The sequence below is a fragment of the Bradyrhizobium elkanii USDA 76 genome (assembly GCF_023278185.1).
GTDB lineage: Bacteria > Pseudomonadota > Alphaproteobacteria > Rhizobiales > Xanthobacteraceae > Bradyrhizobium > Bradyrhizobium elkanii.
In genome coordinates, this window is record NZ_CP066356.1 from 5,032,314 (window position 1) to 5,051,250 (window position 18,937).

At 65.1% G+C, this 18,937-nt stretch carries 17 protein-coding genes and 1 pseudogene; 3 read left to right on the plus strand and 15 right to left on the minus strand.

Annotation, left to right across the window (positions count from 1 at the left end; translation table 11 throughout):
• Positions 1-1,602, minus strand: a complete 1,602-nt coding sequence (gene secD, locus JEY66_RS24570; RefSeq protein ID WP_018271532.1) for a protein translocase subunit SecD — start codon at positions 1,600-1,602, stop codon at positions 1-3.
• Positions 1,603-1,642: 40 nt separating this feature from the next.
• Positions 1,643-1,999 (minus strand): preprotein translocase subunit YajC, encoded by a 357-nt coding sequence (yajC, locus tag JEY66_RS24575; protein WP_026192737.1) that lies wholly within the window; start codon positions 1,997-1,999, stop codon positions 1,643-1,645.
• Between the two features lie 190 nt (positions 2,000-2,189).
• Here yajC and JEY66_RS24580 point away from each other — a divergent pair, with 190 nt between their 5' ends.
• On the plus strand, positions 2,190-3,173 hold the full coding sequence (locus tag JEY66_RS24580) for an ATP-binding protein (RefSeq protein WP_016846890.1): 984 nt from the start codon (positions 2,190-2,192) through the stop codon (positions 3,171-3,173).
• A 99-nt stretch (positions 3,174-3,272) separates the two neighbouring features.
• Here the strand turns inward: JEY66_RS24580 and JEY66_RS24585 are convergent, their stop codons facing one another.
• The gene (locus tag JEY66_RS24585; RefSeq protein WP_026192736.1) at positions 3,273-4,658 is read right to left on the minus strand and encodes a LysM peptidoglycan-binding domain-containing M23 family metallopeptidase; all 1,386 of its coding nucleotides are present in this window, start codon (positions 4,656-4,658) and stop codon (positions 3,273-3,275) included.
• A gap of 110 nt (positions 4,659-4,768) precedes the next feature.
• Positions 4,769-5,425 carry a protein-L-isoaspartate(D-aspartate) O-methyltransferase gene (locus tag JEY66_RS24590; protein ID WP_016846889.1) on the minus strand — a complete coding sequence of 219 codons (657 nt, stop codon included), beginning with the start codon at positions 5,423-5,425 and terminating at the stop codon, positions 4,769-4,771.
• A gap of 375 nt (positions 5,426-5,800) precedes the next feature.
• On the opposite strand from JEY66_RS24590, the gene JEY66_RS24595 reads away from it, so the two are divergent.
• Positions 5,801-6,178, plus strand: a complete 378-nt coding sequence (locus JEY66_RS24595; RefSeq protein WP_026192734.1) for a response regulator — start codon at positions 5,801-5,803, stop codon at positions 6,176-6,178.
• Positions 6,179-6,299: 121 nt separating this feature from the next.
• Here the strand turns inward: JEY66_RS24595 and surE are convergent, their stop codons facing one another.
• Positions 6,300-7,067, minus strand: a complete 768-nt coding sequence (gene surE / locus JEY66_RS24600) for a 5'/3'-nucleotidase SurE (RefSeq protein ID WP_018271530.1) — start codon at positions 7,065-7,067, stop codon at positions 6,300-6,302.
• A 602-nt stretch (positions 7,068-7,669) separates the two neighbouring features.
• Between surE and JEY66_RS24605 the strand changes: the two genes are divergently transcribed.
• Complete coding sequence (locus JEY66_RS24605; RefSeq protein ID WP_018271529.1) at positions 7,670-7,999, plus strand: hypothetical protein; 330 nt, start codon at positions 7,670-7,672, stop codon at positions 7,997-7,999.
• Between the two features lie 108 nt (positions 8,000-8,107).
• Here JEY66_RS24605 and serS read toward each other — a convergent pair whose 3' ends face one another.
• From serS to JEY66_RS24655, 10 genes and pseudogenes are all read right to left on the minus strand, one after another.
• A complete protein-coding gene (gene serS, locus JEY66_RS24610; RefSeq protein ID WP_018271528.1) occupies positions 8,108-9,439 on the minus strand; it encodes a serine--tRNA ligase in 1,332 nt (443 codons plus the stop codon).
• Between the two features lie 201 nt (positions 9,440-9,640).
• Positions 9,641-10,438 (minus strand): twin-arginine translocase subunit TatC, encoded by a 798-nt coding sequence (tatC, locus tag JEY66_RS24615; RefSeq protein WP_018271527.1) that lies wholly within the window; start codon positions 10,436-10,438, stop codon positions 9,641-9,643.
• Complete coding sequence (gene tatB / locus JEY66_RS24620; RefSeq protein WP_018271526.1) at positions 10,435-10,998, minus strand: Sec-independent protein translocase protein TatB; 564 nt, start codon at positions 10,996-10,998, stop codon at positions 10,435-10,437. The genes tatC and tatB overlap by 4 nt, the downstream gene beginning before the upstream one ends.
• Before the next feature lie 160 nt (positions 10,999-11,158).
• Positions 11,159-11,392, minus strand: coding sequence for a twin-arginine translocase TatA/TatE family subunit (locus JEY66_RS24625; RefSeq protein ID WP_016846882.1), 234 nt, complete (start codon positions 11,390-11,392; stop codon positions 11,159-11,161).
• Positions 11,393-11,554: 162 nt separating this feature from the next.
• Positions 11,555-12,424, minus strand: a pseudogene (gene scpB / locus JEY66_RS24630) (SMC-Scp complex subunit ScpB); the annotation flags it as partial.
• A gap of 22 nt (positions 12,425-12,446) precedes the next feature.
• Positions 12,447-13,268, minus strand: coding sequence for a segregation and condensation protein A (locus JEY66_RS24635; protein ID WP_016846880.1), 822 nt, complete (start codon positions 13,266-13,268; stop codon positions 12,447-12,449).
• Positions 13,265-14,287: a beta-N-acetylhexosaminidase gene (nagZ, locus tag JEY66_RS24640; RefSeq protein ID WP_018271525.1), complete on the minus strand. Its 1,023-nt coding sequence runs from the start codon at positions 14,285-14,287 to the stop codon at positions 13,265-13,267. The genes JEY66_RS24635 and nagZ overlap by 4 nt, the downstream gene beginning before the upstream one ends.
• A 46-nt stretch (positions 14,288-14,333) precedes the next feature.
• Complete coding sequence (locus JEY66_RS24645) at positions 14,334-15,800, minus strand: SPOR domain-containing protein (protein ID WP_018271524.1); 1,467 nt, start codon at positions 15,798-15,800, stop codon at positions 14,334-14,336.
• Positions 15,801-15,918: 118 nt separating this feature from the next.
• On the minus strand, positions 15,919-17,715 hold the full coding sequence (argS, locus tag JEY66_RS24650) for an arginine--tRNA ligase (protein WP_026192733.1): 1,797 nt from the start codon (positions 17,713-17,715) through the stop codon (positions 15,919-15,921).
• Between the two features lie 9 nt (positions 17,716-17,724).
• Positions 17,725-18,933: a deoxyguanosinetriphosphate triphosphohydrolase gene (locus JEY66_RS24655; protein ID WP_026192732.1), complete on the minus strand. Its 1,209-nt coding sequence runs from the start codon at positions 18,931-18,933 to the stop codon at positions 17,725-17,727.
• Positions 18,934-18,937: the final 4 nt, after the last annotated feature.

Here is an 18,937-nt window from a genome sequence, read left to right on the forward strand (position 1 = left end):
TCAGATCGGCACGGTTTGCGGCCGCTTCCACCGCACCCAGCCGGCGACGATCAGGCGCGTCAGGGTAAAGGCGGTGAACACCGTGGTGATGATGCCGATGCCGAGCGTCACGGCAAAGCCGCGCACCGGTCCGGTGCCGATGTAGAACAGCACGGCGGCGGCGATGAAGGTGGTGATGTTGGAGTCGAGGATGGTCGCCAGCGCCCGCTTGAAGCCGGCGTCGATCGCCGAGATCGCGTTGCGGCCGCCGCGCAATTCCTCGCGGATGCGCTCGTAGATCAGCACGTTGGAATCGACCGCGATGCCGACGGTCAGCACGATTCCGGCGATGCCGGGCAAGGTCAGCGTGGCGTTGAGCAGCGACAGCAGCCCGAAGATCATGGCGACGTTGATCGCCACCGCGATATTGGCGAACACGCCGAACAGCCGATAGGTGATCAGCATGAACACGATGACCAGGATCGAGCCGACATAGGCCGCGAGCTCGCCCTTCTCGATCGAGTCCTGTCCGAGGCCGGGACCGACGGTGCGCTCCTCGATCACGGTCAGTGGTGCCGGCAGCGCGCCGGCACGCATCAGGATCGCCAGATCGTTGGCCGACTGCACGGTGAAGCTGCCGGAGATCTGGCCCTGTCCGCCGGTGATCGGCTCACGGATTACGGGTGCCGAGATCACCTTGTTGTCGAGCACGATCGCAAACGGCTGGCCGACGTTTTCGGCGGTCGCCTGCGCAAATTTGCGCGCGCCCGACGTATTGAACTTGAAGCTGACGATCGCCTCGCCGGTGCGCTGGTCGAATCCGGGCTGGGCATCGGAGAGCTCGCCTCCGGAAACCAGCACCTGCTTCTTGACGACATACGGAACCGGCGGCGGTGACGCGCTCATCAAGAGCTCGGAGTCCGGCGGCAGGCGGCCCTGCTGGGCCTGGTCGGGCGACACCGAGCTGTCGACCATGCGGAATTCCATCTTGGCGGTCTTGCCGAGCAGTTCCTTCAGGCGTGTCGGATCCTGCAGGCCCGGCACCTGGACCAGGATGCGGTCGGTGCCCTGACGCTGGATCACCGGCTCGACCGTGCCGAGCTCGTTGACGCGCCGTTCGACGATCTGGATCGATTGCTCGATGGTCTGCCGGATGCGCTCGGTGATCGCGGCCTGCGGGACCGTCAGGCGGATCAGGCCGCCGCCGGCGTCGGCAACCTCGAGGCTGCGCTGGCCGCTGGAGCCGAGCAGGCCGCCGAGCGGCTGCGACAGCTCGCGGAGCTTCGACAACGCCGTCGCCTGGTCACCTTCCTTGGAGATGCGGACTTCCACCGCGTCGTTGCGTGTGTTGAGGCCGGTGTAGCCGATCTTGGCTTCACGAAGCACCTTGCGGACATCGTCGCGGATCTGGTCGAGCTTCTCCTTCTTCACGTAGTTGGAGTCGACCTCGAGCAGCAGATACGAGCCGCCCTGCAAGTCGAGGCCGAGCACCAGGCGCCGCTGCGCCCAGGCCGGCCAGGTCTTCACCTGCGCTTCGGGGAAGAAATTGGGCACGGCGCACAGGCAGACCACCAGCGCTGTCAGGACAATCCCCAGCGCTCGCCACCGCGTGAAATACAACATCGAATTGACCTGTCAGATTCGGCAAGAGGCTCCGCGGCAATCAGCTCGCGGACGCCTCGTCCTTGGCGTCGCCCTTCGCCGGCTCACCCTTGGTCCGCACGCCCGAGATCATCTGCCGCATCTGGCGCACGCGAACGCCGTCCGAAATCTCGAACTCGATCTGGTCGTCGTCGACCACCTTGGTCACCTTGCCGACGAGGCCGCCCGAGGTCACCACGGTGTCGCCGCGGCGGATGTTCTTCACGAGGTCCGCATGGTCGCGCACCTTCTTCTGCTGCGGGCGCAGAATCAGGAAGTACATGATGACGAAGATCAGCGCGAATGGCAGCAGCGACATCAACATGCTGTTGGTGTCACCAGTCGCTCCAGCCTGGGCAAACGCAGGAGTAATCAGCATTCGGACGATCCTCGGATAAGACGGGAAAGAACCGGCAGCGCCCTCGGATTCGGGGCGGTATGGCGGTCCGGACAAATTCGCGCGGACTATAGCGGCCGCGGTCCCAATTGCAACGTTAACGCACCTTCATTTAGGGCGCTTGCGGGACCGCCGCCAGCCCGATAAGGCTGCGCCGTCAGGAACTGGACAAATGCCGAAAAAAGCCAAGAAAACGACCAGTAAAGCAACCCGCAAAACCACCCCCAAGGCTGTCGCCAAGCGTGCTGAAAACGCCGCGACAAAACGCCCGGTAACGGCGTTCGACGGCGCAGCGGCCGAGCGGATCGCGAACGCCCTGGAGGTCATCGCCAGCCGCCTCGCGGACGCCTCCCCGGCCCTCGATCCGGCCGAGACCTTCGGCGCCGCGGACGCCTTCGTCTGGCATCCGGACGGACGCCTCGCCCCGGTGCCGCGCGTCAGCCGCGTCGAGATCAGCCTGCTCAAGGGCGTCGACCGGATGCGCGATATCCTGATGGAGAACACCGAGCGCTTCGCCAACGGCCTGCCCGCCAACAATGCGCTGCTCTGGGGCGCCCGCGGCATGGGCAAGTCGTCGCTGGTCAAGGCGGTCCATGCCAGCATCAATATCGACCGCAGGCCGGCCGACCGGCTGAAGCTGATCGAGATACACCGCGAGGACATCGAGAGCCTGCCCGGCCTGATGGAGCTGCTGCGCAGCTCCTCCTTCCGCTTCATCGTGTTCTGCGACGACCTCTCCTTCGACGGCAACGATGCCTCATACAAGTCGCTGAAGGCCGTGCTGGAAGGCGGCATCGAGGGGCGCCCCGACAACGTCATCCTCTATGCGACCTCGAACCGGCGGCATCTCCTGGCGCGCGAGATGATCGAGAACGAACGCTCGACCGCGATCAATCCGGGCGAAGCGGTCGAGGAGAAAGTCTCGCTGTCGGACCGCTTCGGCCTCTGGCTCGGCTTCCACCGCTGCAGCCAGGACGAATACCTCGCGATGGTGAAGGGCTATTGCGACCATTACGGCATCAAGATCGCCGACGGCGAACTCGAGCGCGAGGCGCTCGAATGGTCGACCACCCGCGGCTCGCGCTCGGGCCGCGTCGCCTGGCAGTACACGCAGGAGCTCGCGGGCCGGCTCGGTGTGCGGCTGAGCGGCAATTAATCACCGCGGCAATCGACAAAACAAAACGGGGGAGGCTTGCGCCACCCCCGCTGTCTTTGTTGTGAGACTTGGAAGTCCCTTGAAGTCCCGACGCGTAGCTTACGCGCCGTTGAGGAACTGGAGCGGATCGACCGGCGACGATCCCTTGCGGATCTCGAAATGGAGCTGCGGCGAGCCCGCCTCGCCGGACTGGCCCGACTTGGCAATCACCTGACCGCGCTTGATGGTATCGCCGCGCTTCACCAGGATTTCGCTCGCATGGGCGTAGGCGGTGACGTAGCCGTTGGAATGGCGAACCAGGACGAGATTGCCGTAACCCTTCAGCTCATTGCCCGAATAGGCGACGACGCCGTCTTCGGCCGCTTTCACCGGCGTGCCCTCGGGCACCGCGACGTTGATGCCGTCATTGACCTTGCCGTTGGTCTTCGAGCCGTAGGCGGTGATGACCTTGCCGCGCACCGGCCAGCGGAAGGTCGGCAATGCGCCGGTGGCCTCGCTCGACTTGGTGACGACGGGCGCTTCAGCGGCAGCCGCCGGCTGTTCGACCGTCGCGGTCGGCTGGACCAGCCGCGCGCTCTGCTGCGGCAGCGCGGTTGCAACGACCTTCGGGGCTGCGACCGCCGGTGCCGGAGCCACGGCAGCAACCGGCGCGGCAGCAAGGGGTTGCGCAACGGGCGCAGGTGCCGCCATCGCCGTCTTGGCGCCGGGCACCACGAGCTTCATTCCGAGGCTCAGCCGGGCCGACTGGTCGAGATTGTTGGCGCGGGCAAGCTCGGCCACGGGAATGTGGTGCTGGCGCGCGATGCTGTGCAGCGTGTCGCCGCGATTGACAAAGTGGACGCCGGCAGGCGCGGCTGCCACGGCGACGGGACGCGCCGCAGGTGCGGCCATCGCCGGCGCCGCGGCCGATGCGGTTGGGCGCGGAATGACCAGCTGCTGGCCGGGCGACAGCGCGCGCGGTCCCTTGTAGCCGTTGGCGCGCAGGATCTCGGCGGTCGAGACGTTGTAGCGGCGCGCCAGCACTTCCAGCGTGTCGCTGGTGCCGACGATGATGGTGGTGCCGTTATGCCCGGCAGGGGCTGCTGCGACCGAATGCGGAACGGTGCCGGTGGATTCGATCTGCGGACGCGCGGGCGCCGGCGTGTAGGACGACACCCCGCGCCCTCCTCCGGAGACGCCGGCATTGGCGACCGGGTAGGACTGCGGCGCTGCTGCGACCGGCGGCGGCAACGGCTGTGACTGATATTGCGAATATTGCGGTTGCGTTCGCGGCCGTGCGTATTGCGGCAACTCGCGCGGCGGCGGCGCCTGCTGCACGGTGCCGGTCGGCTGCGGATCAAACGCAAACGGATTTTGCGAGTAGGAGTTTTGCGAGAAGCGCGACGACATATCGGCGCTGCAACCGGCAAAAGCCATGGACATCAGCGTCAGCACCGCAACCTGCGGCACGCGACGCGAGCGAAGCAACTCAACAACCCCAGACATGGTTACTCACTCGTACGCAACAAAAGACTGTTTTGAGTAAACACGTACCGAGTAAATAACCGCTTAACCCTGCGAATAAGGCGTTGGTGCCAAGCAGCAAATCGCCAAATTTACAATTCGCGCGCGATTCCCGGCAGCGCCGGCACAAAGCGGACGTCGACCAATTCCTTGCGGTCGAAGCCGTTCTCGGTCCGCACCACGCGGACGAGGGTCTGGATACCCTGATGCGGCCCGACCGGGGCGATCAGGATGCCGCCGGGTTTGAGCCGCTCCAGCAGCTTCTCCGGTATCTGCTCCATCGCCGCGGTAACGATGATGCGGTCGAAGTCGCCTGCCCCGGCCGGAATGTCGAAGCCGTCCCCTAGCAGCACCTCGATATTGTAATAGCCCAGCTTTTCGAGGCGCTTGCGGGCGCCGTCGGCCAGCGTCCGGTAGCGCTCGATGGTCAGAACCTGCTTACACAACCGGGACAGCACGGCCGCCTGGTATCCCGAGCCGGTGCCGATCTCGAGCACGCGATGGTCCTTCTGCAGCTGCAGCTGCTCGGTCATGTAGGCCACGACGAAAGGCTGGCTGATGGTCTGCCCGCAGGCGATCGCAAGCGCGCTGTCACGATAGGCCTCGTTGCGATCGCGCGGATCGACGAAGACCTCGCGCGGCACCTCCTCCATCGTGCGCAGCACCGCCTGATCGCTCACCCCGCGCCGCCGCAGGGTCAGCTGGAACATCATCTTCTCGGTCGGATCGGGGTTCACGGCCATGTTCATCAGCGTCTCTGGGCAGCAGCGCGGAATCTCGCCCTCTAGATGCCATTGAAATCCGAAATACCGCGTTAAGGAAAAATTTCCCGTCGCGTTTTGTTCCCGGCCAGGAACCGTCGCCCGGTTTCGCATTGGCGCCGGCCCGGTTGCACCACATATAATCGCGACGATGCGCGGGTTAACGTCTGGGTGGTGCAGATCTGGGCTCTGATAGAGCCAACACATCTCGTTGGCCGTTGGGCAAATCTAGCGCAACAAGGTCGGCCAGGGCCAAGCGGCAAACGCTGTGGCGCGCTGGAAAAGGACCAATTCCCAAACGTTTGCATTGCGCGCTGTAATGTTATTTGCGAGCCTAATTCAGGGACGGGCAAGGATTCCATCATGACAGCGATACGGCCGGCGGGCTGTTCAGTTTTCCTCGTAGAGGACGAGGTCATGATCCGGATGATGGTCGCCGATATGCTGGAGGAACTCGGCCATAGCGTCGCGGCCGAGGCCGGCGAAATCGGCGAAGCGGTCAAGCTTGCGCAATCGACCGAATTCGACCTCGCGATCCTCGACGTCAACGTCAATGGCAAGGTGATCACCCCGGTCGCCGAGCTGATCAACGCCCGCAACCGCCCCTTTATCTTCGCGACCGGCTATGGCTCGTCCGGCCTGCCTCCGGAGTATCGCGACCGTCCCGCGCTGCAAAAGCCCTTCCAGCTGGAAACGCTGGCCCAGGTGATCTCCAGCGCGATGAAGGGCGCGCCGGTTTAGTCTAGATCTTCACCGGATTGGAGGTGCGTAGCCCGGATGCAGCGAAGCGCAATCCGGGAAATTTTGCACGCAATGCGAGCGCCCCCGGATTTCGCTTCCGCTCCATCCGGGCTACACGAGCTCACTTCAGCGTATCAAGCAGCGTTTCCGAAAATGCTTCATCGGTGCGGTCGAGCCGCAGCGGCGTCACCGAGACGTGGCGCGCCGCAAGCGCGGCGAGATCGGTGCCTTCGGCCGGCGTGTCCATCATCGCCGCGCGCTCGAAGCCGATCCAGAAATACGGATTGCCGCGTCCGTCGTGACGGCGATCGATCTTCAGGAACCCCTGATTGCGCTTGCCCTGCCGCGTGATCCGGATGCCCTTCACGTCATCGGGCATGCAGGACGGGAAGTTGACGTTGATGACGGTGTTCCTGGGGACGCCGGCGCCGATCACCTTGCGGATGATGTCGGGTCCGAATTTCAGCGCAGTGTCCCACAGCGGCGCGTTGCGCGTCTCGATCGAGAATTCCTGCGACAGCGCAAATGACGGAAAGCCCAGAATGGTGCCTTCCAGCGCACCGGCGATGGTGCCGGAATAGACCACGTCCTCGGCGACGTTGCGGCCCTTGTTGACACCGCTCAGCACGAGATCGGGCAGCTTGTCTCCGAGAATGTGGCGCGCGCCCATGATGACGCAATCGGTCGGCGTGCCGCGCACCGCGAAATGACGCGGGCTGACCTCGCGCAGACGCAGCGGATCGTTGAGCGACAGCGAATGCGAGACGCCGGACTGATCGAGCTCGGGGGCAACGATCCAGACATCGTCGGACAACGCGCGTGCGATCTGCTCGACGACCTGCAGGCCTGGAGCGTGGATGCCGTCATCATTGGTGCAGAGAATTCGCATCCGTCAAAGTGCCTCTTGTTCCGATTCGACGCGGGTTTCTTACGCTGCGGTTTCTTGAGTTGATTGCCGTCTTAACCGGCTAGGGCCGCGGAGGCAAACCTGGCGATGGCCCGTGCCATCGCGCCGACGTCACGCGCCATGGACGGACAAATCGCGCACTGCCGGCAATTTTCCGCTCGAACACCGGCCAGGCCGGCCTGGCCGGCCGCCGAACAACCGCGATCACGGGCGTCGGCCGCGGCGCCTCTGGCATTTTGACCCGTGGGACCTGACGCAGTTCGGCCCCGAGACCCCGGGACGTGACAGTTTCTGACCTTGGAGGCTCGAGCTTGGCGGGTCCAGGCTTTGGCGCTTCAGCCTTGGAAGCTTCAGATTTGAGAGCTTCAACCTTGGGCGGCTCGACCTTCCGAGCTTCCGGCCTGGCCGGCTCAAGCGCAATTGCAGCGGTTTGGCGAGGCTCAGACCTGGGGGGCTTCGGAAGCTCCGATGTGGGGAGCTCGGACTTGATGGGATCGGCCGTGATGGGATCAGCCTTGGCGGGTGCGGTCGTGAGAGTTTCGGCCTTTGGAGCTTCAGACCCGCGAGGCTCAGCCCTGGACGGTTTGGGCGGCACCGGAGCGAGTGCCTCGGCAGGTTTTGCGACCGGCGCCGTTGCAGCCGATTTTGATTTCAGCCTGGCCAGCAGCTCCTCGATCGAAGGCACCGATGTCGCGTCAAGCGGCGCGCGCGGCGCGGCCGGCGGCGTCGCCCGCACCGGCGGTGGCGGCGAGGCAATCGGTGCCGGTAGTGGCGGCAGATCGGCCGGCGCCATCTGGCCGAACTTGCCGCGCGCGATCTCCAGCGCCTTGTCGAAGTCGGGCCTGTCGATCCAGGCCTTCGATTGCACCTCGGTCACGCGCGCGTCCCACAGGCGCGCCGCCTCGATGTCGTAATAGCCCATCTGCTTCTGATTGATCAGCTGCAGACCGTAGCCCGTGACGGCCCATTGTCGACCAAGCCAGTGGATGTCACGGTGCAGCGGCATCACACTGGCCCTCGCCTCACATGCCGTGCTCGATGACCTTGAGCCCGCCCATATAGGGCTGCAGCACATCGGGCACCGCGATCGAACCATCCTGCTGCTGATAGGTCTCCATGACCGCGATCAAGGCGCGCCCGACCGCGGTGCCGGAGCCGTTCAGCGTATGCACGAAGCGCGGCTTGCCGTCGGGGCCGCGATAGCGCGCGTCCATGCGGCGGGCCTGGAAATCGCCGCACACCGAGCAGCTCGAAATCTCGCGATAGGCGCCGCCGTCGCCCTGCCCCGGCATCCACACCTCGATGTCGTAGGTCTTCTGCGCGGAGAAGCCCATGTCGCCGGCGCACAGCGTCATCACGCGATAATGCAGGTCGAGCTTCTGCAGCACCTGCTCGGCGCAGGACAGCATGCGCTCCAGCTCATCCTTGCTGGCTTCCGGCGTCGTGATCGATACCAGCTCGACCTTTGTGAACTGGTGCTGGCGGATCATGCCGCGCGTGTCGCGTCCCGCCGCGCCGGCCTCCGCACGGAAGCACGGCGTCAGCGCGGTGAGCCGCATCGGCAGCTCCTTTTCATCCAGGATCGATTCGCGCGCGAGGTTGGTCAGCGAGACTTCGGCGGTCGGGATCAGGCCGAGGCGCTCGCTGCGCAGATCGGCATCCGGTGCCGCGAGCAATTCACCCTTGATCGCCCAGAACTGGTCGTCCTCGAATTTCGGCAACTGGCCGGTGCCGAACATCACGGCGTCGCGCACCAGCAGCGGCGGATTGATCTCGGTATAGCCGTGCTCGCCGGTGTGCAAATCGAGCATGAACTGCCCGATCGCGCGCTCGAGCCGCGCCAGCCCTTTCTTCAGCACGACGAAACGCGCGCCGGACAATTTCGCCGCCGCCTCGAAATCCATATCGCCGAGCGCGGTGCCGAGATCGTCATGCAGCTTCGGCGCAAAGCCGTAGTCACGCTTCTTGCCGAACACATGGTGCTGGACATTGCCGTGCTCGTCGGTGCCGTCGGGCACCTCGTCGAGCGGCAGGTTCGGAATCGACGACAGCTCCTTGGTCAGTTCGTCATCGGACGATTTCGCCGCCAGCTCGAGCTCTGGCATCGTGGTCTTCAGCTCGGCGACTTCAGCCATCAGCTTGGCCGCGCGCGCCTCGTCCTTTGCCTTCTTGGCCTCGCCGATCTCCTTCGAGGCCGCATTGCGCCGCGCCTGGGCCTGCTCGGACGCCAGAATCGCCGCCCGCCGCTTCTCGTCGATCGCCAGCAGCGACGGCGACAACGGCCCAAGCCCGCGGCGCTTCAGGCCGGCGTCGAAGGCCGTCGGGTTGTCGCGGATCGCTTTGATGTCGTGCATGGCAGTCGGGGTCCTAACGTCGCTCAGGCAGATAACGTTGTATGTCAACGTTTTGTGGTGTGCCTCAACTAGCACAACTGTCATCGCCCGCGAAGGCGGGCGATCCAGTATTCCAGAGACGTCAGCGTGTCACCGAGAGGCCGCGGCGTACTGGATACCCCGCTTTCGCGGGGTATGACGCTGAGTGTGAGGCAAAATCACCTATTCAGCGGGATTGGTCGCCCCGGACGAGGCGTTCGCGGTCGCAGCCTTCTTTTCCACGATCCGGACCGCGATGATGGCGCCCTCGTAGAGCGCGAGCAGCGGGATCGCGAGCGAGGCCTGGCTCAGCACGTCGGGCGGCGTCAGCACGGCGGCGATGATGAAGGCGATCACGATGAAGTAGCGCCGCTTCTCCTTCAGCATCTTCGAGGTGACGATGCCGATGCGGCCGAGCAGCGTCAGGATCACCGGCAGCTGGAACGCGATGCCGAAGGCGAAGATCAGCGACATCATCAGCGAAAGATATTCGCCGACCTTGGGCAGCAGCTGGATCTGCGCGGTCTCCGCGCCGCCGGCCTGCTGCATGCCGAGCGAGAACCGCACCAGCATCGGCAGCACGACGAAATAGACCAGCGCCGCACCCATCACGAAGAACACCGGGGTGGCGATCAGATACGGCAGGAAGGCGTTGCGCTCGTGCCGGTAGAGACCGGGCGCGACGAACTTGTAGATCTGGGTGGCGACGATCGGAAACGAGATGAAGCCGGCGCCGAACAAGGCGAGCTTCAGCTGGGTGATGAAATATTCCAGCAGCGCGGTGTAGATGAATTTCGAATTCTCCGGCCCCGCGATCCAGACGAACGGCCAGACCAGCACGTTGTAGATCTGCTTGGCGAAGAAGAAGCAGATGATGAAGGCCACACCGAAGCCGAGCAACGCCTTGATCAGCCGCGAACGCAGCTCGATCAGGTGATCCATCAAGGGGGCCTTGCTGGCCTCGATGTCTTCGGCGCTCATGACGCCCTCGCGTCCTTGCGCACATCGGACTGTGCCGGCGTCACGTCCTGCGGCGTCGGCTCGCCCTTCACCTCATTGGTGATCGCGAGCGGCTCGCCGGCGGCCGTGTGCGCCTCGGCCTCGACGAAGGTTTCCGGCGTCGGCTCGGCGGGAGTCGTGGGCGTCACCGGTGCGTCGCTTGACGTCACCGGTGCGTCGCTGGACGTCACCGGTGCGTCGCTGGACGTCACCGGTGCGTCGATTGCGGACGCGACCTGCGCATCGACCGGCTTGTCGATCTGCAGGGCGTCGCTGACGTCCTTCTGCAGCGAGGTCATGATGTTGCCGCTGGTGATGCCGGTCGCGGCCTCCCTGACCTCGTCAAAGCTCTTCTTGAGGTCGGCCATCTCGGCCTCGCGCATGGCTTCCTGGAACTGGCCCTGGAATTCGGAGGCCATCTTGCGGGCCTTGCCCATCCATTGCCCGACCATGCGCAGCACGCCCGGCAGTTCTTTCGGGCCGATGGCGATCAGCGCGACGACCGCGATGACGACCAGTTCACTCCACCCGATATCGAACATGAATTCTTCCGCCTAAGCGCGCCGCCATCGGCCCCATCGCTCCTCACAGGAGCTGGGGCTGCCGGCGCCTTTTCTCAATCGGCGTCCATAGCGCGTCTGTGCGACGGCGTCACCGTTTCGCGCAAGAAAAAACGTCGAAATATGCGTCAGTACAAGCGCGTTAGACGGCCTTGCTGCCGACGTCCTGGCGCGCGGCCGACGTCGCCGCATTGTGATCGATCGACTTGGTGGGCTCGGTCTTCTCGGCGACCTTGTCGTCGTCCTGCATGCCTTTCTTGAAGGCCTTGATGCCCTGAGCGACGTCACCCATCAGATCCGAAATCTTGCCGCGTCCGAACAGCAGCAGGACCACTGCGATCACGACGATCCAGTGCCAAATGCTCAACGAACCCATCCTGCAACCCTCCAGAAATGGCCGGCGGACCGGCCTGAACTTTGCCGGAAGGTAGGCCCGCGGGGTGTCAAAAACAAGGACCTCGGCCGCGGCAAATCGCTGTCGCGGCTACGTAATATTGCTAGGCTTAACCGGGAATATTCAGGCTTACTCGCCCTTGTCCTCGGTGTCGGCCTCATCACCCGCGTGGTCGGCCCGGTCTTCCGGCTCGCCAGCGTCAGGTTCGGCCGCATCCGCGTCAGAGGCAACGTCCGCCTCGACCTCGGCCTCGGCGGTGGTTTCAACCTCCGCAGTCGCTTCGGCTTCAGCCTTCGGTTCCTCGGCTTCCGGCTCGACGGCCGGCGCCAGTAGCAGTTCCAGCGTATCACCCGGCTCGAGCGGTTCCTCGTCCTCCCGCAGCGTCGCGTCATCCGACGGCGACGGAACGGAAAATCCGGTCGGCAGACGCGAGTCGAGCAGACCCGTACCCTTCAGCTCCTCGAGCCCCGGCAGGTCGCCGAGCGCTTCCAGGCTGAACTGCGACAGGAACGCGTCGGTGGTTCCGAAGGTCAGCGGACGGCCCGGCGTCTTGCGGCGGCCGCGCGGACGGATCCAGCCGGTCTCGAGCAGCACGTCGATCGTGCCCTTCGACGTAACCACGCCGCGAATCTCTTCGATTTCGGCGCGGGTCACCGGCTGGTGATAGGCGACGATCGCCAGCACCTCGATCGCGGCACGCGACAGCTTCCGGGTCTCGGTGCTCTCGCGCGTCATCAGCCACGACAGATCGCCGGCGGTGCGGAACGTCCACTTGTTGGCGACACGCACCAGGTTGACGCCGCGCGGCGCGTATTCCGCCTGCAACTGTGCCAGCGCCGCCTTGACGTCGACGCCGTCGGGCATCCGCTTTGCCAGCGTTGCCTGATCGATCGGTTCGGCCGATGCGAACAACAGGGCTTCCAGGAGCCGCAATTCCTCAGGACGCGCCACCGGATCCATAGGAGAAACCTCCTCCTCGGGCTCTTCTCTGCGCACTTCCGCCAAGCTTGCCATGGGCTTGCTCTCCTTCTTCCACTTACTCAACCGACAGGTCCGGCGCCGCCGTTGCGGCTTGCGCTTGACGCTTTCGGAAATAGATCGGCGCGAACGCCTGCTTCTGGTTGATCTCCATCTCGCCCTCGCGAACCAGCTCGAGGGCCGCAGCGAAGCTCGATGCGAACACCGTCGCCTTCTGGGTGGGATCGGCGACGTAATTCATCAGATACTCGTCGAGGCAGCTCCAGTCCTCGGCGATGCCGACCAGCCGCTCCAGCGAGGCGCGTGCTTCCGCAAGCGACCACACGGTACGCTTCTGCAGATGAACCGTGGTCAGAACGCGCGACTGGCGCTGCGTGGCATAGGCCGACAGCAGGTCGTACAGGGTCGCGGTGAACTTCGGATGCTTGATCTCGGCGATCGATTCCGGATTGCCGCGCGGAAAGATATCGCGCTGAAACTGGGGCCGGTTCATCAGCCGGTTCGCCGCCTCGCGGATCGCCTCCAGCCGGCGCAGCCGGTTGGCGAGCGCGGTCGCCATTTCCTCGGCGCTCGGTCCCTCCGCGCTCGGCGGCTCAGGCAGCAGAAGCCGCGACTTCAGGAACGCCAACCACGCCGCCATCACCAGATAGTCGGCCGCAAGCTCGAGGCGAATCTTGCGCGCGGCCTCGATGAACGAAAGATATTGGTCGGCAAGCGCGAGGATCGAGATCTTCGACAGGTCGACCTTCTGCTGCCGCGCCAGCGTCAACAGCAGGTCGAGCGGGCCCTCATAGCCCTCGACGTCGACCACCAGCGCCGGTTCGCCCTCGGCGAGGTCGGCCGGCCGCCCGGTATCAAACGAAAGAATTTCAGCGGTCATGCCGTCCCTACCCGATCCAACAACGCATCCAGTTCAGCCCGTGCCGTCTGCCGGTCGAGCGGCTGAGGCGGCCTGCGCGCGGCGAGCGTCGCCGTGGCGCGCTCAAGCGCCTTGCCGGCCAGTTCCGGCGTTTCGCGTGCGACCTCGCGCATCTCGTCAATATTGCCGTTGCAGTGCAGAACCATGTCGCAACCGGCGGTGACGATGGCGCGGGTCCGCTCGGCAATTGACCCGGCCAGCGCATTCATCGACACGTCATCACTCATCAACAAACCCTGGAACCCGATCAGGCCGCGAATCACCTGTTCGATGATTGTCGCAGAAGTCGTCGCCGGATGGACGGGGTCGAGCGCGCTAAACACAACATGTGCAGTCATGGCCATCGGCAGATCGGCAAGCGGCTGGAACGCGGCAAAATCGGTCCGTTCCAGTTCGGCCTTGGCGGTATCAACCGTCGGAAGCCGGAAATGGCTGTCCGCCGTGGCCCGGCCATGGCCGGGAATATGCTTGAGAACCGGCAGGACCCCGCCCTGTTCCAGCCCGTCCGTGACCGCCCGGGCGATCGCCGCGACCTTGCCGGGTTCAGTTCCATAGGCCCGGTTGCCGATCACCGCATCCGCCCCGGCCACGGGAACGTCGGCCAAAGGCAGGCAATCGACGGTGATTCCAAGGTCGATCAGGTCGGCCGCAATCAGCCGTGAGCTGAGCCGCGCCGCCGCAAGCCCGAGCTTCGGATCGATGTCGTAGAGCGCCCCAAAGCTCGCGCCCGGCGGATAGGCCGGCCAATGCGGCGGGCCAAGCCGCTGCACCCGCCCGCCTTCCTGGTCAATCAGGACCGGAGCATCGGTGACGCCGACTGCGGACCGGAGTTCCCCAACAAGAGCCGCCACTTGGGCAGGACTCTCGATGTTGCGCTTGAACAGGATGAAGCCCCATGGCCGCTCGGTGCGAATGAATTCGCGTTCGGCCTCGTTGAGGATCAGCCCGGAGATGCCCGTGATGAATGCGCGGTTCGTCATTCGGCCGATTAGGCCGTATGCAGCTCACGGGTCAAGGAAACGGCCTTTAATTTCTTTGGATGAGGCACTGCGGCCCACCCGCCGACATCAGGCTCTTGCACACTTGGCTCGCCTCTTCCGACGACGCGAACGGGCCCGCGAAGGCGCGGTAGTAAACGCCCTTCTCGCCGAGATCGACGCGTTTCACCACCAGAGGCTGCGAACCGAGCACGCTGCGATATTTGCCCTGCAGCGTCCGGTACGACGCCTGCGCGTCCGCCTCGTTCTTCTGCGAGGACACCTGCACCAGATATCCGCCGCCACCAACCGGAGCCGCCGAGGTGGACGCCACCCGGGTCGGAGGCGCGGCCGGAGCCGCTTCAGCCTGGCCGGGAACCAGCGACATTGGCGAGTTGACGCTGGCATTGGCCGCAGCCGGGTTGCCGCGCGACACCGGAGGCTTCGCCGCCGCCGGAGGTTTCGCCGGCACAGTCGCGGTGGCCTGCGTGCCATCGGGTGTATCGCCCTTGACCGAGAGGGTGCGGACCTTGCGCGGCTCGTTGTTCGGCAACGTGCCGTTCGCGGTGACCGGCGCTGGCGCCGGCTGCGCCGTCTGCACGCTGGCCGCCGGCGGCGGATTCGCATTGGCGTTCAGCGGCGGAAACACGACGCGCGGTCCGGCGGTCTTCGAATTGACGTCGACCGGCGTCTCTTCGCGCGACACGATCTTCTCGGTGCCGTCGCCCGTCGCCATGCGGTCCGGCGTCTTGGCCGGCGCGTCGGCCTGGGCCGGAATTACCTTGGTCGGCGTGTTGTCGGCCTTGATGATCGGCGGCTCACCGCTGCGGGGCGAACCGACATAGGTCCGGTAGGCATACGCGCCACCGACGCCGAACACGCCAAGCGCGAGCACCGCGGCGACCGTCATCAGGCCGCTGCGCCGCCGACGGGGCTCGGGTTCTTCCTCGTAGGCCTCCTCATAGGCATAGGGATCGTCCGGATAGGCGGGATCGCGCTGCAGGTCCTGCTCGCCGGCTTCCAGTTGGCCGTAGAGCGCGTCGTCATAGCGCGACGGATCCTGACTCTGACCGCCACCCTGATAGTGCGGCTCCTCGTCAAATGCCTCCGGCTGCCGAGGGGCCTCGACCGGACGATATTGCGCCACAGGCGCAGGCGCGGGCTGCGCCTGCTGAGCCGCATAGCGGTGCAACGGATGCACCGGCTTCGGCTGGTAGTCCTGCTCGGGCTCTTCGTCTTCGGTGTGCTGCACGGGAGGCGGAGCGACGGCCTCCTGCCGCGCGCGCTGCATCCAGGTCGGCGGGCCCGCGGGCGGCGCATCCTCGTCCGCGGCCTGCGGCTCGTATTGTTGCGGCCGCGCGTTGGCGCGCGACTGCAGCGGCCGCGGCGGCGGCTTGTTGGCGGAGCCGAAGGGATCCGTCTGGCCGATCAGCCGTGCCAGTTCGGCAAGCGGATCGCTGTCGGCCTTGGAAGCCGTGTCGGCGGGAAAATGTCGGTCCTGATATCGATCAGCCATTGTGATGATGCATCCCCTTCGGGACAGCGCCAAGATCGCCGGCACAGCCGGTCCGTACGAGTTGGCCTCTGCCAGATGCCCTCACAAATCCCCACTCGTGAGGGCCTAATGCCCCTGCCTACCGCATCTCGGTCGGAGCGTGGACGCCTAGAACAGCTAAGCCCGATGCCAGAACCGAGACGACGCCCTGAACCATTGCCAGTCGCGCCCTCGTGATCTCTGCATCATTATTGATAATGAAGCGTAAATAGGGCAAATCGCGCCCCTTGGTCCACAGCGCATGAAATTCACTGGCCAAATCATAGAGATAAAAAGCGATTCGGTGCGGCTCATGTGCCACCGCCGCAGCCTCGATCATCCGCGGATAAAGCGCAAGCCGCTTGAGCAGATCGAGCTCGGCCGGGTCGGTCAGCCGCTCGACCGTAGCATTACGGAGATAGGCCAGCCGGGCCTCATCGGTCTCGGGCAGATCGGGAACCGCTTCCTCCCGCGCGTTGCGGAAGATCGAATGGCCGCGGGCGTGGCCGTACTGGACGTAGAAGACCGCGTTGTCCTTTGACTGTTCGATCACCTTGGCGAGGTCGAAATCGAGCACCGCGTCGTTCTTGCGGAACAGCATCATGAATCGGACAGCGTCGGAGCCGACCTCGTCGACCACCTCGCGCAGCGTGACGAACTCGCCCGACCGCTTCGACATCTTTACCGGCTCGCCGTCGCGCAGCAGCTTCACGAGTTGCACGATCTTGACGTCGAGCACAGCCTTGCCCGCGGTCACAGCCTTCACGGCGGCCTGCATGCGCTTGATGTAGCCGCCGTGATCGGCACCGAACACGTCGATCAGATTGGTGAAGCCACGCTCGAACTTGTAGCGGTGGTTGGCGATGTCGGAGGCGAAGTAGGTGTAGGAGCCGTCCGACTTGATCAGCGGACGATCGACGTCGTCGCCATAGACGGTGGCGCGGAACAGCGACTGCTCGCGGTCCTCGTAGTCCTCGACCGGCTTGCCCTTCGGCGGCGGCAAACGGCCCTCGTAGATGTCGCCCTTGGCGCGGAGGAAATCGATGGTCTCGGCGACCTTGTTGTTGCCTGACGTGATCAGCGAGCGCTCGGAGAAGAACACATCGTGATGGATATTGAGCGCGGCGAGATCGCCCTTGATCATCTCCATCATCATGGCGATCGCCTTGTCGCGCACGATCGGCAGCCACGCGGCTTCTTCCATGTCGAGCAGCTTCTCGCCATATTCCCTGGCGAGCGCCTCGCCGACCGGCACGAGGTAGTCGCCGGGATAGAGCCCTTCCGGGATCGCACCGATGTCCTGGCCGAGCGCCTCGCGGTAGCGCAGGAACGCCGAACGCGCGAGCACGTCGACCTGGGCGCCGGCGTCGTTGATGTAATATTCGCGGCAGACGTCGAAGCCCGCGAATTGCAGCAGGCTGCACAGCGCGTCGCCGAACACGGCGCCGCGGCAATGGCCGACATGCATCGGCCCGGTCGGGTTGGCCGAGACGTATTCGACATTGACCTTCTCGGCCTTGCCGATGTCGCTGCGCCCGTAAGCCGAGCCGGCGGCCAGCACGGCGCGTAGCGCGTCCGCCCAGACCTGCGGCTTCAAGGTCAGGTTGATGAAGCCGGGCCCGGCGACATCGACGGAGGCCACCAGCGCATCGGCGCGCAGCCGCTCGGCGATCTTGTCGGCAAGCTCGCGCGGCTTCGCCTTGGCGTCCTTGGCGAGCACCATCGCGGCATTGGTCGCCATGTCGCCATGGTTGGCGTCGCGCGGCGGCTCCACCACGACGCGGGACAGATCGATGCCGGCGGGCCAATTGTCCTCGGCTGCGACAGCGGCACAGATCGCGTGCACGCGCGTCAGCATATCGGCAAAAAGGTGTGGTGAAGCAGTCGTGTCGGCCATGGCAGGGCGCTAACGCAAATCCGGGGTCGAGTCAAAAAGCCTTTGGTGCTCGATCAGGGCGAAACGGTCGGTCATCCCGGCAATGAAATTGCCGATCCGCCTGTTCCGAGCGCTCCCGGTCTCCTGCACGCTCCCCTCGATCCATTCCGCCGGCAGGTCTTCAGGCGACTGCTGGTAGCGCTCGAACAGATTGCGGACGACCTCCTCCGCCTCCCCCATCACCAGCATCACCCGCTTGTGGCGATACATCCGCCGGAACAGGAACGCCTTGATCGCCGCTTCCTGCTCCGCCACCTCGGAGGGAAACGCAATCAGAGGGGCATTGTGGTGGCGCACGTCGTGGGCCGATTGCGGCTGCGCGGCCGCGAGGCGCCGGCTCGCTTCGTTGATGACTGCGCTGATGAAGTGTGAGATCAGCTCTCGCACCAGTTCGGCGCCGCGCCGGACCTCATCGAGCCCGGGATAGTGGCGGTCGATCTCGGCGATGATCTCAGCGGTCAGCGGCATCTCCTTGAGATCGTCGACCGCGAAAAGACCGGCACGCAGGCCGTCATCGATATCGTGCGCGTCATAGGCGATGTCGTCGGCGAAGGCCGCGATCTGCGCCTCGAGCGAGGCATAGCTCCAGAGCTCGAGGTCGTGGCTCTTGTTGTAGTCGGCAATTCCGATCGGGACTCCACTCTCCAGGTAGCGGCCGGCGGGCGCGCCATTGCGCTCGGTCAGGGGGCCGTTGTGCTTGACGATCCCCTCGAGCGATTCCCAGGTCAGGTTCAGCCCGCCGAATTCGGGGTAGCGATGCTCCAGCGAGGTGACGACCCGCAGCGCCTGCGCATTATGGTCGAAGCCGCCGTCATCCCTGAGGCATTCGTCGAGCGCCCGCTCGCCGGCATGCCCGAACGGCGGATGGCCAAGGTCATGCGCCAGCGCCAGCGTCTCGGTCAGGTCCTCGTCGACCCCGAGCTGGCGGGCCAGCGCCCGGGCGATCTGTGCGACCTCCAGCGAATGGGTCAGCCGGGTCCGGTAGTGATCGCCCTCGTGGAAGACGAAGACCTGGGTCTTGTGCTTGAGGCGGCGGAACGCGGTGGAATGGATCACCCGGTCGCAGTCGCGCCGGAATGGGCTCCGGGTCCGGCTTGGCGGCTCCGCGACCAGCCGGCCGCGGCTGCAATCGGGGTCGCAGGCATAAGGCGCGCGGGGGGCAGCCATTCCGACCGACACTGTA

Excerpts from the sequence above, each read along its gene's own strand:
- JEY66_RS24625 (WP_016846882.1), bottom strand. The coding sequence starts at position 11,392 with ATGGGTTCGTTGAGCATTTGGCACTGGATCGTCGTGATCGCAGTGGTC.
- tatB (WP_018271526.1), bottom strand. The coding sequence starts at position 10,998 with ATGTTCGATATCGGGTGGAGTGAACTGGTCGTCATCGCGGTCGTCGCG.
- yajC (WP_026192737.1), bottom strand. The coding sequence starts at position 1,999 with ATGCTGATTACTCCTGCGTTTGCCCAGGCTGGAGCGACTGGTGACACC.
- JEY66_RS24580 (WP_016846890.1), top strand. The coding sequence starts at position 2,190 with ATGCCGAAAAAAGCCAAGAAAACGACCAGTAAAGCAACCCGCAAAACC.
- serS (WP_018271528.1), bottom strand. The coding sequence starts at position 9,439 with ATGCACGACATCAAAGCGATCCGCGACAACCCGACGGCCTTCGACGCC.
- JEY66_RS24585 (WP_026192736.1), bottom strand. The coding sequence starts at position 4,658 with ATGTCTGGGGTTGTTGAGTTGCTTCGCTCGCGTCGCGTGCCGCAGGTT.
- secD (WP_018271532.1), bottom strand. The coding sequence starts at position 1,602 with ATGTTGTATTTCACGCGGTGGCGAGCGCTGGGGATTGTCCTGACAGCG.
- tatC (WP_018271527.1), bottom strand. The coding sequence starts at position 10,438 with ATGAGCGCCGAAGACATCGAGGCCAGCAAGGCCCCCTTGATGGATCAC.
- surE (WP_018271530.1), bottom strand. The coding sequence starts at position 7,067 with ATGCGAATTCTCTGCACCAATGATGACGGCATCCACGCTCCAGGCCTG.
- nagZ (WP_018271525.1), bottom strand. The coding sequence starts at position 14,287 with ATGACGAACCGCGCATTCATCACGGGCATCTCCGGGCTGATCCTCAAC.
- JEY66_RS24595 (WP_026192734.1), top strand. The coding sequence starts at position 5,801 with ATGACAGCGATACGGCCGGCGGGCTGTTCAGTTTTCCTCGTAGAGGAC.
- JEY66_RS24635 (WP_016846880.1), bottom strand. The coding sequence starts at position 13,268 with ATGACCGCTGAAATTCTTTCGTTTGATACCGGGCGGCCGGCCGACCTC.
- JEY66_RS24645 (WP_018271524.1), bottom strand. The coding sequence starts at position 15,800 with ATGGCTGATCGATATCAGGACCGACATTTTCCCGCCGACACGGCTTCC.
- argS (WP_026192733.1), bottom strand. The coding sequence starts at position 17,715 with ATGGCCGACACGACTGCTTCACCACACCTTTTTGCCGATATGCTGACG.
- JEY66_RS24590 (WP_016846889.1), bottom strand. The coding sequence starts at position 5,425 with ATGAACATGGCCGTGAACCCCGATCCGACCGAGAAGATGATGTTCCAG.